The organism is Adlercreutzia caecimuris B7 (genome assembly GCF_000403355.2).
GTDB classification, from domain to species: Bacteria; Actinomycetota; Coriobacteriia; order Coriobacteriales; family Eggerthellaceae; genus Adlercreutzia; species Adlercreutzia caecimuris.
Genome location: NZ_KE159646.1, coordinates 950,829 through 966,103, shown reverse-complemented (window position 1 = coordinate 966,103; position 15,275 = coordinate 950,829). Strand labels below are relative to the sequence as shown.

Annotated in this window: 1 protein-coding gene (only partly in view); it reads left to right on the top strand. The window is 65.7% G+C overall.

The whole window is internal to a PASTA domain-containing protein gene (locus tag C811_RS07830) on the top strand: the coding sequence, 74,733 nt in all, runs 21,523 nt past the left edge and 37,935 nt past the right edge, and what appears here is coding positions 21,524-36,798 (codon 7,175, partial, through codon 12,266, complete); the first complete codon in view begins at position 3. Both codon boundaries (start and stop) fall beyond the window edges.

Here is a 15,275-nt window from a genome sequence, read left to right as displayed (position 1 = left end):
TCTCCAAGGGCCACGGCGTGATGAACGAGCTGTTGCCGCAGACCGAAACCGACGGGGACGGCAACACCACGACGACCTACCTGACCGAGGCCGAGGCCCGCGCCCTGCTGGCCTCGCGCGGCTACGCGGTGGACGAGGACACCGTCTACGAGCATCGCAACGACGTGTCCAAAGACGACGTGTTCGAGGCCGAGCTGACCCGCGGCCCCTGGAAGCAGGAGGCCGTGGAAGGCGTGCTGAAGCCCGAGTACCGCCTGGGCTACGTGCCGGCCGACGGCGAAGTGGTGCCCCCTGCGACCGACGAGAACAAGTGGGAAGTGCGCCCGGTACCCGCTGCCGAGTACAAGGGCACCGTGAAGCTGCACGTGTCGCTGGGCCCCACGGCCGAAGATGAGGAGAACCGCCATCTGGCCGAGGATTACACGGGCCTGAGCCTGGACGACGCGACGGGCAAGCTTGCCGACAACGGCTACGCCTACGACCTGACCGACAAGCTGGAGCACGAGTACAACGACAAGATCGCCAAGGGCCTCGTCGTGCGCGTGGCGGCCGATACGCGCCCCTACACGGTGCCCGGCATCCCCGGCGTGCTGACCGACGACGCCGCGGCCCTGTATCCCGGCTACGACGGCTCCTATCCCACGGGCGCCGAAGGCGAGCCCGACGTTGCCGACGACAGCCTGTGGGTGACCAAGCCCACCCAGGACGTGACCTACAAGGCCCTGGTGAAGATCGTCGTGTCCGACGGCAAGAGCCCCGCCACCCTGCGCGCCGAGCTGTTCAACTCCCTGGCCGGCAAGACCGAGGAGAAGGCTCGCGAGCTGCTGGTCGAGGCGGGCTATCAGGTGGACGAGCAGTCCGACCGCCAGCCCTCCGAGGACGTGCCGCTGGGCGCGGTGGTGTGCGTGGGCCTGGTGAAGGTGAACGCCAACGGCACCGAGGAGATCATCACCGGCGACGACGCGCCCCTGGACATCACCCGCGTGCGCCTCGTGGTGTCCTCCGGCCCGGTCGACACGGGCGCCGACGGCCCCACCACGGTGGTGAAGCACGCCACCACTCCCAGCTGGTCGGTGAAGGACGCCGCCACCAAGAAGCCGAGCGCCGACGGGCTTACGGCCACGGCCTATGACGAGCGCCTGACGACGGGCGCCTATGCCGCCATGGATCTCATGAAGGGCTCCAAGCAGGCCAACCGCTTCTCGAACTGGTCCAACGGCTCCAACGACGGCCATGGGCATGCGGGCCACTCCAGCTGCTGGGGCAGCACCCTGGACGAGACCTCGGGCGACCTGGCCATCGGCTACAAGTCCCAAGGCTCGTTCCTGGTGGACTTCCGCCAGGTGGACACCACGCCCCAGGAGAACCTGGGCAACATCACCTACAACCCCTCCGGCTACATCGGCTACGACAACAACGCCCGTGCGGGCATCTCCTCGGTGGCGCCCGAGGGCACGTGGTTCATGGAGCAGGGCAGCTCGAACTTCTACAACGTGCGTTGCCCCTACTACCACCACTTCGGCTACTACGCCTACTACGACAAGAACTCCCGCTGGGTGTACGGCACCGGCTTCTACGACGAGGCCACCTACCGCGACCGTGCCGGCTCCATCATCGACCAGCGCCACGTGCACAACACCTACTACCATCGCACCGACTACTGCTACGAGTGGGCCAACGGAAGCCCCCGCTTCAACTCCGTGGGCAGCTACACCTACAACACCGGCGCCCACCTGGAGATGGTGCAGAAGGTGATCGGCGAGGGCTTCGACGCCTACTACGTGAAGATCAAGCAGCAGGCGTTGCAGTACCTGGACAAGGTGACCGTGCGGTTCACCGACGGCAAGTCCATGTCCATCGACGGCAAGACCATCCGCGCCAACTACTACGATTCGCTGAACAACGACGGCACCATCAAGAAGGGCACCTCGGTTCAGACCGACGAGAACGGCGACTACTACTTCCGCCTGAACCTCATGAAGGTGGTGGATACGGCCGGCAATCCGGTGGATCTGGCAGCCAACCCCCTGGCCTCTTACAGCAAGCACGTGCCCGACTTCGGCACCGACACCACCTACGCCTACCGCGACACCTTCAACGACTACACCCGCGACGTGCCCGCCTTCAAGGTGAGCGAAGTGGTGTACGACGTGACCATCAACCAGGGCACGCTGCAGGAGAGCGGCTCGGGCAAGGGCCTGCCGAAGGCCCCCGACTACGGCCAGTGGTTCGCCGAGTCCATCGCCGCCGGTTCTGCCGACTGGGCCAAGAACATGTCCTTCGAGCTGACCGGCCGCTTCATCCGCACCGACAAGGGCACCTCGGCCACGGCCTCCAACCGCGTGACCTCGCAGACCACGGTGAATATGACCATCGGCGGCGAGTACTCCGGCGACAAGTACGTGCATGCGGCCGCCACCCGCTACGACTCGCCCGACCAGCGCGCCGACGCCGGCCGCGCGGGCACCGGCGGGGGAGCCTACAAGACCATCTACGGCGACACCGATTCCGGCGGCGCGGCCGAGTCGCTGAACATCTCCTACGACGAGACCGACCGCGGCTCCTGGGGCTACAAGACCTTCCACCGCTCCGGCTCCTGCTGCACTCGCCACTACTACGGCAGCCACTACCACTACTACGGCTTCGACGAGGGCAAGATGCGTCACCTGCGCACCTCCTCCTCCATGATTCCCTACGAGAGCCGCAACTTCGTGCAGAAGTCCGTGGTGCGAGACGCGGGCTCCATCGGCTGGGCCGGCAACACCAATGTGTCCGACAACCATTCCGACCAGCGCATCTTCGCCAACGACGAGGGCTACTTCATGAGCCTGTACCGCTGGTCGCCCGGCTCCGATTCCACCAGCTACAACCATACCGACAACAACAAGGACACGGCCAACAACGGGGCTTCCTACACCCACGACTACCGTCCGTGGGGCCACTACATCACCGCGGCCGACAACATTCGCATTAACGACTCGCTGCCCACCATCTACCCCGATCAGGACACCGAGTACTACGGCTTTTTGGGCACGGGCCTGAAGTTCTTCCGTACGAGCAACGCGAAGAAGGGCGATGACGAGAGCTCTATGACCTCCATGACCGCCTCGAACGTGTGGGCCCACCTGAACCCGGTGACCAACTACGCTCGTGCCGAGCGCCTCGACAACATGGACAAGGTGTCCATCACCTTGCGCACCACCGCTTGGGATAAGAACGCGAACTGGTCGGAGGCCAACGCCAAGACCGACAACGGCTGGACGAAGAAGACCGGAGCCCTGTACAGCTTCACCACGGCCGACGGCAACACCACCACTCACACGGTGAACCGCACCATCCGCATCCGCGAATACAACATGTACCGCGTGGATCCGATCAACCTGCCGAACGACTACAAGTCCCTGGAGGCCAATTCCATCTACTACACGGCCGAGGGCGTGAAGGTGACTAACGCCAAGAAGGGCGACGTGGTGTACAAGGAGACCATGATCGACCAGAACCTGGCCGACATCACCACCTCCAACGCCAGCAAGGGTGAGACGGTGAACGAGCCGGCCTCACCGGGTCTGACCTACCTGTTCACCAAGGGCTTGAATGCCGACGGCGACGCGGTCATCTACTTCAAGCGCCCCTACGACTACACCCCCGACTTCATGGACGCCGTGAACTGGACCCGCGCGCCCGAGTACACCCACGTGAAGAAGGCCGTGGCCGGCGACGGCACGAAGACCTTCAACATCTTCTCGCTGAACAAGACGACCGATAACCCCGACGGCTACTACACCGACCACCAGCCGCTGACCCTGAACCTGCCCGACGGCGAGTTCGTGACCAGCTACACCCTGGATCTGGGCCCCTACGGCGGCGATGCCGACGCCACGGCCGAGACCGCCCGCGCCTACGACGGCGACGCCGGCAGCGGCCAGGCGGTATCCGACTACGAGGTGCTGGGGCGTCCCTACATCTACAAGGGCCAGACCAACAAACTCTACACCGACGGCGCCACCGAGCAGGAGCGCCGCTTCGCCGGCTACATCGACAACGCCCTGTCCACGGCCCATGTGGACTACAACCGCTACTACGCGCCCGACACGTTCCTGACCAGCGCCAATAAGAACAGCTACCTGTACAACAACTGGCGCATCGTGGATACGCCCGCAGGTCGCTATGAGCGGCAGTACAACGCGCCGGGCTCCTATGTGAACAGCTTGGTGCTGTCCAACTCCGCCATGGACACCGCCTGGATGGTGGGCTACAAGGTGCGCTACGGCTACCAGACCGGTATCCAGACCGAGAACAACGGCGGGCTGACCGAGAACGTGGAGAACCCCGACGGCGCCGGCGTGCTGACGCCGCGCGCCCTGGTGAAGAACGCTTCCGGCGCCTGGGTGGACAACAACCAGACCGTGCCGAGCACCAACTCGTTCAACCATGTGGCCTCCACCGCCAACGCGGTGCCCAGCGGCGCGTGGAAGAACAACGGCACCTATAACCTGACCAACTACACCGACGGCTACGGCAACGTGACGACCCCCAACGTCATCCTGTGGAAGTCGGACACCAAGCGCATCTACGACTACGGCGATACGCGCGTGGAGGACTTCGTGGGCGGCCAGAAGGTGACGAAGACCGACACCGACAACCTGACGCCCACCAAGGCCACCTACGAGGTGCGCTTCCAGAACGCCTTCGATGGCACGGCGAGCACCACCGACAATCTGCGCGCGGCGCATCTGGCCCGCGTGAAGCTGAAGAGCACCTTCGACGAGAACGTCGATGCGGCCGCCAGCAAGGTGTTCCGCCTGCAGAACGTGTACGTGCCCGCCTACCTGGTGAACGACGAGAACAACAAGTGCCCCGACCACGAGCAGGGCACCTGCATCAGCTACCAGTACGCCCCCTATGTGAAGGCGGGCGACAGCTACGAGCCCTACGACGGCCCGCGCAAGCTCGTCGACGGCAAGCAGGTGGCCGATGGCGGCGAGCATGACGGCAAGCAGATCTACCTGACCGTGACCGGCGACACCTACACTAAAGACGATGCGGCCTACATTGAGGCCGAGGCCTGCGGCGGCCAGGAGCACAAGCTGTGCACCTGCGTGGAATGCGACGGCGGCTGGTTCAACGCCACCGACTTCACCTTCACCTACGTGGACGCCGAGGGAACCGAGCAGAAGAAGTCCGTCACCTGGGCCGAGCTGGTGCGCGACGGCCGCGTGAGCGGTCCGTGGAAGATCGACGACACCGAGCCGGTGGCCGGCATCGACGGCACGGGCAGCAACACCGCCCGCATCGTGTACGACGAGAACGACGCTCCCATCTACGACGCCGACGGCGACTACGTCATCGACTTCGAGAGCTTCTTCCGCAACTACGACCTGCCGGCCACCGAGCCCGACGGGGGCGCCGACGGCGACGGCACCGAGGGCGGCGACGGCGCGGATGCCGGCGCGGTCGCGGCGGCCGACGACGCGGCTCCCGATACGGTGACGGGCAATAGTGCTATAGACATTATATCTTATAGCACTTATAAGGCCACCGATGCCACCAACACCATCAAGGGCTTCGCCAACGGGAACGCCGCCGTGGCGCCCTACGACAACGCCGAGGTGGATCAGACCTACGCCAAGCCGCTGTTCACGTCCTTGCAGATCACCTTCGAGGCGACCAACGCGAACCGCCGCTTCGACAACACCCTGTTGGATTCCGGCCAGTGGCTGGCCCGCAAGAGCCAGCGCAACGTGGGCACCACCGAGGCCACGGCGAGCAACAGCAACCTGATGGTGAACTACGCCTTCAAGTACGAGGGCGTGTACGTGGACCGTCCGGTGGCGCTGTTCCACGACGCCAAGGCCGCCACGAACCAGGCTCTGACGAAGAAGAACCTGCTTCCCGCCGATCGCGACGGCGACAAGCTGAACGCCGGCAATTGGGACTACAACTCCACGCCGACCTTCGGCAAGCAGGCCAGCGCCTATGCCGGTACCGACTCGCGCCACAAGCTGACCGTGGAGCTGAAGGCCAAGGATCCCAACACCGAGGGTCTGGCCGCCTTTGTCGACAGCAACGCCGCCTACCGTGTGGCGCATAAGCTGGGCACCATGGATACCTCCTACGTGCGCGGGCGCAAGATCGAGCCTGCGGTGGGCTACGGCGATGTGAAGAACGCCGACGGCACCGCCACGGGCACGACCCGCAAGAAGGACACGGTGTTCGCCTACGACGCCGACGAGCGCTCGGCCACGAGCATCTTCAGCTACGAGCCCACCACCACGGCCAACGACATTCCCGACGGCGCCCTGTACGCCGGCGACTACGTGGAGTACACCCTGTTCGTGGGCGCCAACGAGAAGTCGCTCGTGCCCCTGCAGCACGTGGACGCCCGCTTCGCGGTGAACCGCGGCCAGCGCATCGTGGGCTGGGAAGTGGTGACCGACGACATTCCCACCGCCGACGGCACCGGCACCGAGCGCAAGCAGCTGAACTTCGTGGGCGCCAACGACACCATCGGCGTGACCGGTCCGTTCAGTGCCTCGGCGCCGCTCGTGAACACCGCCAACCCGCCGAAGGACGACTCCTACAAGGACACGCTGTTGGGCGCCAACGCCGCCCGGGTGACCGCCAAGCTGCTCGGCGAGCCCAACGCCGCCGGCGCCGATGTGGTGACCATGGCCAACGCCCCGGCCTCCACCGACCTGACCATCATGGCCCACGACGATATCGTGGTGCCCGATCCCGAGCCCACCGACCCCGATGCGGGCGATGGCGAGCCCACCGACCCGTCCGACCCGTCGACGAACCCGGTGCTGCCCGATGCCGACGGCTCCGAGGCCGCGCCGACGACGGTGGCTCCCGCCTCCGCGGCGAGCGTCTCCGAGGCACTCGCTCGCGCGACCCAGCCCGATGCGGCCGGCGAGCACTACACCGCCAACCGGGCGCTCGTGTTCTCCGTGGGCTCGCTCACCCAGCAGATGCTGCCGGGCGAGGGCGTCTACATCCGCGTCATTACCCAGATGACCGACGAGCTGGAGACCGATAAGGGCTATAACAGCTCCGAGAATAAGGCGTTCAACAACGACGCCGAGAAGCCCTCCTTCGCCGCCGAAACCGTGCAGGCCACCTACACCGTGACCGCCGCGCCGCGCCACGGCTATGCCCAGTACAAGGTGGAGCAGGCCGACAACAACGGCGAGGCCGCCTTCAAGACCGTGGACGACGAGGCCCTCGATCCCATCGACCACCGCCATCCCACCGACACGGTCGCCAACCTCACGGGCTGCGATCAGTACGGCTCGCAGGTGGAGTCGAAGGTGCGCTTCTACAAGAACGGCAACACCGACGGCAAGGGCAACGGCATCCACGCCCGCGTGAGCTCGCTGGTGCTGGGCACCGACGACCTGCTGACCGCCACGGCCGCCAATCGCGACCAGTACGGCCAGATCACGACGACGCCCAACACGCGCTACACAGCCGCGACCGACGCGAAGACCGCTACGAGCAAGCGCATGGCCACCGTGGGGGACAACCATCAGAACGACGTGAAGATCAAGGCCGTCTACACCGAGCAGTCCAAGACCCGCCGCACCACGGCCAACCAGGACGGTAACCCCTTGAAGGTAACCGTGTCTAACTTGGCGAACCCCACCTTCCACACCAACGACATCCGCACCACGGTGCGCTTCACCGAGGGCTACGACGCCGCCAACCAGCGCCCGGTGGGCACCCAGATCTTCGAGTTCTACGGCCACAACATCGCCTACCCAGCGAACATGCCGGAAAACGCCGTGATGCGCGACGGTGCGGTGGCCGGCAGCACCGCCGACGACGCCATCAACCCGGATCAGACCTTCGCCACCACCGAGGGCAACCGCACCGATTCCAACAGCGCGCTGACGGCGGGCTACAAGGATGCGGGCAAGGCCGATTCCGTAGTGAACGGCCGCCGCAACATCAAGGTGGAGTACTACGTGCCCCTGGCCACCCAGGCCGATATCGACAAGGCCCGGGCCATCGCCGACGACTACGCGGCAAACCGCACCTACGGCGACAAGTACGCCGAGCGCGACGACAACACCGTGGAGTTCGTGACGGTGAAGTCCGCGGATGTGACCGACGAGAACGGCAACGTCGTCACCCCCGGCACCGAGAAGATCGTGGGCGCCTGGATGGCCGAGGATCAGGATCGCCACGCCCTGCGCCAGTACATGGGCGAATACACCGCCGCCGACGGCACGGTGTACGCCGAGCGCACCCACTACGTGGCGGGCACCGTGAACGCCTACTCGGGCCTGACGACCGCCGACGGCACCACCTACGACAAGCGCGGTGTGTACAACATCAACCTGTTCCGCGAGGCCCAGGCCATGCGCTGGACCTACTACGACGTGCCCGCCACCGCCGACGGGCTGAACCCCTTCCAGCTGAATGACGTGTCGTTGGACGGCGTGGCCCGCTTCAACGACACCCGCGGCCTCACCAGCCAGTGGACCGACATCAAGAACTGGTTCGAGGGCACGGTGGCTGTGGACGTGGCCTTCAGCCACTACCACAACGAGACCACTACCCTGGACTTCGCCGGTCCGCTCTACGACAACGCCGACCACATGAACGCCGGCTTCGGCAAGCCCGTGTCCACCAACGTGGGCCACGGCCAGTGGCGCGTGCACCAGAACCAGTGGGCGACTACCGACAAGATCCGCGTGTACCGCAAGAGCCCTAACGTGCAGTTCCAGAACCAGGTGTTCCAGACCCAGGACGAGGCGACGGCCGCCTACAACGAGAACGCCGATCAGAAGACCGGCTACGTGGCCGGCGAGACCTTCTGGTACCGCGATACCCTGCAGAACGCCAAGCTGGCTGCCGTGGCCACCAAGCCGGTACCCCAGCCCTACGGCGGTTTCCCCTGGGCCCAGCGGCCCGAGGACGGCGCGTGGCATTCCACCAATCAGAACCACGACTCCACGACGTCCCAGATGAAGTTCACCTTCTCGGTGTACTCCACCACGAAGTTGAGCTTCCAGTGGTACGTGGGCTCCGAGAGCGGCTACGACAAGATCGGCTGGTCGCTGTACAAGGACGGCGTGCTGCAGCACTCCACCGGCTCCGGCCACAGCCCGTCGTGGCACGACTGGTCGTGGGACTGCGCGCCCGGTAACTGGGAGATCTACTTCTGGTACTCCAAGGACGGCTCGGTCAGCATCAATGGCGACACCGCCTATGTGCGCAACCTGAAGGTGGCCGACGCGCTGGATCTGGCTGTGGGCGAGGGCGAAGTGGAGAAGAACAAGGTCCAGGTGCTGAAGACCCAGGAGGAGGGCGCCGGCGAGGGCGAGATCTACAACCCGGTGTTCTACGAGCGCATCCCCCTGGACTACCTGCGCCAGGCTGCCCAGCACGCCTACGACAACCCGGCCGACGTGTCCGCGAATCTGGGCGCGCGCATCGACGAGGAGTACCTCGAGCGCGTGCTGAACGCCAAGGACGCCACGACCGGCGAGGCCTTGGGCGTGGCCTGGTACGACCGCTACGGCAACGACGTGACCGCCCTGCGCACCCGCGGCCTGAAGCTGAAGGCCACCCTGGTGGGTACCGAGACCGAGGCGTCCGACTACGGCGGATCGATGAACTACACGTCCCGGGAGCTGGGCCTGTGCACCAACGGCGGCCTGAGCAATCCCTGCTTGGACGGCGGCTCCAACAAGTACACGTGGGGCAAAGCCTTCAACGACCTTGATCCGCGCGGCCGCAACGTGTCGAACAAGACCACCTTCGGCCTGTTCAAGATCGAATGGGTCGTGGATCCCAATTATGAGGGTACGCGCAATGATGGCACGAAGAGCCACTACATCACCGATCCGGCCGACAGCCGTTTCCTGGACGAGAACGAACTGATTACCGGCTCTCAACTGGACGAGGCCAATCGCCGCCTGCGCCCGGTGGACCGCCCCGACTACACCTCTGCCGTGGTAGAGGTGGGCGACACCGTGTCCATCGCCTTCCCCGTGCGCGCCGCCGAGGAGAACCTGCCCCAGGTGTACAAGAACCTGGACGACTCCACCACCACGGCCACCAATGCCGACGGCACCGCCAACACCACGGGCCTGAAGCCGGCCTACCTGCCGCGTCTGGGCGAGTACTACTTCTCCAGCTACCACCTGCACTGCGGGCACGCCGGCTGCGCCGCGGGCGGCTTCTTCACCAACCCCGGCGTGGGCGTGACCGACTTCGGCCTGTCCAATGCCGTGACGGGTGTGAACCGCGTGGCCACCGAGAACGTGCTCATGGACATGGACTCCCTGCTGCACGAGGCGGCCTTCACCGCCGACAAGCCCAAGCATGTGGACACCTACGAGATGTTCAACCATGCCTACACCTTCATCCCGGGCACCGCGTCCAACGTGAAGCGCCCGAGCGGCGGCTACATCGCCGAGAACGTGACCAACACCACCAACTGGGAGAACTCCAACGACTACGGCTCCTCCGGCTCCAACGGCCAGTTCATGGACGCCGATGTCGTGACCGCCAACAACAAGCAGAAGGTGAGCTACCTTTTGACCGGCACGCCCACCACCGGCACCGTGGCCGATGCCGCGATGGGCCTGCCGAACCAGTTCTCCCTGGTATCCAAGGATTCCTGGAGCCTTTCCGGCAGCACCACCACCGGCAAGGTGGCCCGCGACTACTTCACCTTCGTGACCTCCAGCCGCATCGCCGATGCCCTGGCCACCGTGACCGGCGGCCGCAGCAACACCCAGACCGAAGTGGTGAACCTGGGCACGGGCGAGGGCAGCCTGCGCGAGAGCGCCGCGAAGCTGTCGGCTACGCCGCTGGTGTGGTCCCAGACGCGCCTGCATATGCAGAAGGCGTGGCTGACCACCACCTCCGAGATGGTGAGCGACTTCGACAGCCGCGTGGGGGCCGCCAACGCCGATGACGACTACCAGGCCGCTCGCCGCTACAGCGGGGCCACCACCCTGACTACCTCTTCCTCGGGCAGCGCGGCGCTGAACACCGTGTTCAACACCGCGGCGGATGTGAACTACACCGACCCGAACAAGAACATCTACGACAACGGCCAGAACAACCTGGCCCACTGGCAGATGAACGTGGATCCGGAGGTGGAGTTCGGCCAGTACGAGGACGCCCTGGAGCTGGGCCAGACCTACACGAGCCAGCTCACGGCCTACAACTACGGTGACCGCAACCTGGACGGTGTGGAGTTCACCTATATCATGCCGCGCGGCGTGGAGCCGGTGCTCGATGAGGACGGCAACGTTGTCGTGGGCGCCGAGCTGCTGAAGGCCGTCAAGGGCGTGAGCAACGGCCGCGGCACCGCCGCCAACGACGGCGCCCCCTATGTGGACGAGGAGTACGCCGCCATCGACGAGGATCTCATCGATGTGGAGATCGTGCAGACTCCCTACGGCGCCTATAAGGGCTACGACGCCCCCTCCGCCGTGCAGGATCCGGCCCACTACCGCGAGGGCAACGTGATGACCGCCGCGACCGACCTGTCGGCCGCGCCGGAGCGTTCCACCTACGAGTCGGTGGCCGCCGACGCGGACGCCCGCTACACCGCCGACGACGGCGCCGCCTCGGTGAGCGAGGCTGGCCGCGCCCGCATGAGCGGCTCGGCCTACACCCAGAGCTCCCAGCCCTGGGTGCTGAAGATCACCGTGAAGCAGGATTTGGGCAAGTGGTTCGGCCGCGCCATCGACAACGGCACCGAGCGCGACGGCAAGCGCGTCGGCAACCTGACCGACCCCGACCCGACCACCATGACCGAGTGCTACGCCACCGGCGGCTACAAGCTGCGGGTGAACCTGGCAAGCCACATCTTCGGCAACAACGAGGACGAGGCCTGGTACGACCGCCTGCTCACGGCCCCGTGGGACGACACCGACCATATCGAGCCCACCTTGAACGGCGCCACCCCGGGCAAGGCCCCGGTGAAGGACACCTACGAGGAGGTGACCCTGGCCGCCGGCGAGACGCCCGAGGCCGGTGTGACCCTGCTCGTGAAGAACGACGCCGACGGCACCTATGCTGCGGCCACGGCCGACCAGATCGCTGCCGGCGGCACCTTCTACAAGCAGACCGCCACGGCCGCGCCGGGCGTTGCGGATAAGAAGCCCTTCAACGCGAGCGCCTACTACCAGATTTACGACGTGGACGTGTACGAGGGCAACGCGAGCCTGCGCAGCCGCCGCCAGAACGTGCAGCCCTACGGCATGGACTACAGCTGGACGCTCATCGCCCGCAACCGCTACGGCGTGCACGCGCCGCTGTACGGCCAGTTCTACGGCTCGCCGAACTTCCCGGCCGTGAACGGCTCCACCACCATGGTGAATACCGTGGCCGCCAACGCTGATCTGGCCGGAAACGACCAGGCCCGGGCGCTGGCCGCCATGGGCCTGAAGGTGGCCGACGCCGCTGCGGGCAACTACAACGACGCCCTGAAGCGGCCCATTGCCGCCGACGGCACCAAGGGCGCCGCCCAGCCGCTCTACGCGGCCACGGGCACCCATGCCGTGATGCGCAAGCCGCTCGTGCGCGTGTGGAACACCGTGAGCGATTATATGGCTGAGGCCGGCAAGACCTCCGATGCCGTGAAGGCCGTCAACGAGACCTACTACGTGGACACCGAGGCCGACCGTCGTCAGATCAACGTGCACATCGAGAACCGCTACTGGCTGAACGACCAGCCCTATTACTGGCAGTACAACAACGTGGGCAACGTGCACAACGGCACCGAGTACAACTCCAAGTACCACAACAACTACGCCGTGGATGGCGGCTCCAAGGGCTCGTTCACCCTGCCCGTACTGACCGTGGTGCTGCCCTACGGCGTAGCGCCTTACTCCAAGACCTCGGGCCAGCCCTATTCCATTAAGGGCGAGAACAAGTGGACCGGCGCCGACGCCTGGAGGATTGCCACCGAGGACTGGGATATGTCCTACGTGGTGGGCGCCGATGCCGACAAGTACGAGGGGCTGGACACCGCCACGGCCAACGCCGCCGACGGTGCCGATACCGGCTACAAGCAGCTGGCAAGCGTGAACGACAACATGTCCGCCGACTGGAAGAACGCCAACTGGGACGTCACCTACTCCTTCGAGCCGGTGACCACCGATTCGGGCGCGGTCGAGTGGCGCTACGTGCTGCGCTTCGAGCCCAAGGCCACCGGCTACAACGACGCCCGCGACCTGGTGACCCAGATCGTCTCGGGCGGCCTTGACACCTTCAAGTTCAACGTGCTCACCTACGACGAGCCGAAGATGGGCCTGGATCCGGCTTCCATGACCAAGAGCTACGAGAACATCCGTGCCTTCGTGACCTCCAAGGCGGACGGCGCAAAGTTCCTCACCGACGAGAGCATCAAGGTGGCCAATGCCGGCGCGGCCGACCGCATCACGCAGTCCACCGGCCTGCTGACGGGCAACACCACGCTCGCGGCCGCCACGGCCGACAACCCGTTTACCGTGGGCGCCGAGGCCCAGCTGACCCGCGACAAGAAGCTGACTTGGCTGGCCTACCGCGCCAACCACTCCAACTGGACCACGGTGAACTCTACCACCTACAACAACATCGCCAAGGCCACCGGCTACTACAAGGCCGACAAGCGCCTCGATGCCACCGAGAGCACCTACTACACCTACGCAGCTCAGAACGCCTCGGGCAGCGAGTACACGGCCACGCCCCATACCGAGGGCTTCATCCCGGCCAAGTACATCAAGGTGGGCGACCCGAAGACCGGCGCGAACGTGGCCGAGAAGGTGCCCTACAACTACCTGGCCGGCTTCAACGGCACCTATACCGAGCGCAACAGCACCATCCGCGTGCCCAACGCTCTGGGCGGCCTGGTGGTGGCGGGCCTGCCGCTCGTGGGCACCGACACGGTGACCAAGGACGCCTCCGGCGAGCCGCTGGCCACGCCGCTGACCCAGGGCAAGGGCCTCACGGTGGGCGACTACGACTTCGCCGCCAACGCCTACGGCCTGTCCAGCGCCACCACCAACGGCCTGAACGGCCATCGCGACGTGAACGGCGACGGCAACCTGGTGCCCGACACGGCCGCCTCCCACAGCGAGAAGTTCAAGAACCGCCGCACCGACGCCGTGGCCACCCACGACGACGCCGGCGTGTACTCCACGGTGAAGCTGCGCACCAAGGTGCCCACGCTGAACGTGAGCTACGAGGTGGAAGCCAACCCGGGCGACCGTCCGAGCGACGCCACCCCGCCGGTGGACTACTCCGCCGACGGCGTTCCCGGCACCTCGGCCACGGGCCTGGGCGCGGGCGAGGGCTCCATCCTGTCGGTGGACGGCTCGGTCATCACCGCGCCGCGCACCTGGTGGGAGGGCGATGTCATGTTCACCGACCGCGTGCTGCGCGACACCGACGGCAACGAGCGCATCAAGGTGGTGGAGAGCGACAACAACGGCGTCGTCACCACCGAGATGATCCAGCGCGACACCGACGGCTCCATGAAGGCCTACGCCAAGCGCGTGAAGAACGGCAACATCGTCACCCTCACTCTGAAGAGCTACGGCGACGACGGCAAGGTGGAGTGGTCGCTGAAGAAGACCTTCACGCTGTCGCTTCTGACCGGCGAGCTGGATCAGACCAAGGCCGACCTGTACGCCGGCGACTGCGACGGTACCGGCGCCGATGCCGGCAAGCTGGTGCTGACCGAGAACTACAAGCGCACCAAGAAGGTGACCACTTCGGTCATCGAGGACAAGGACCGCACCTGGGACGAGGCCGCCGGCCAGACGTTCTACGAGCGCAGCTACGCGTACTCCGAGGCCGAGACGGGTTACGACGGCGTGAAGTACGTGCTGGTGGGCACCGACTACGTGCCCGAGTCCGAGGCCCCCAGCGTGGGTGCGGGCGAGAAGCGCTACAAGCGCGAGGATGTGTACACGCCGGTGCCCCGCACCGCCGAGGCCATGGAGGCCGCGCTGCTGCGCGCTGCGGCGGCCACCGACCCGAATCTGAAGTGCCTGTACGTGGGCGACGGCGATGCCTTCGTGGGCGTGCGCATGAAGTCCAAGCCGCCCGTGACCGAGGACGCGGTGGATCCCTACAGCTACTTCGATTACAGCCTGGGCACGGTGCCCGATCCGAAAAACGCTTACGGCACCGAGTTCTACACCTACAACGACACCAAGAAGACCTACGAGAAGAAGGACCTGTCCTCCGATACCCAGCTGGCCTTCTACGCCACCGATGCGGCTCCTGACATCTACGTGAAGCAGGTGGTGCGCGGCCAG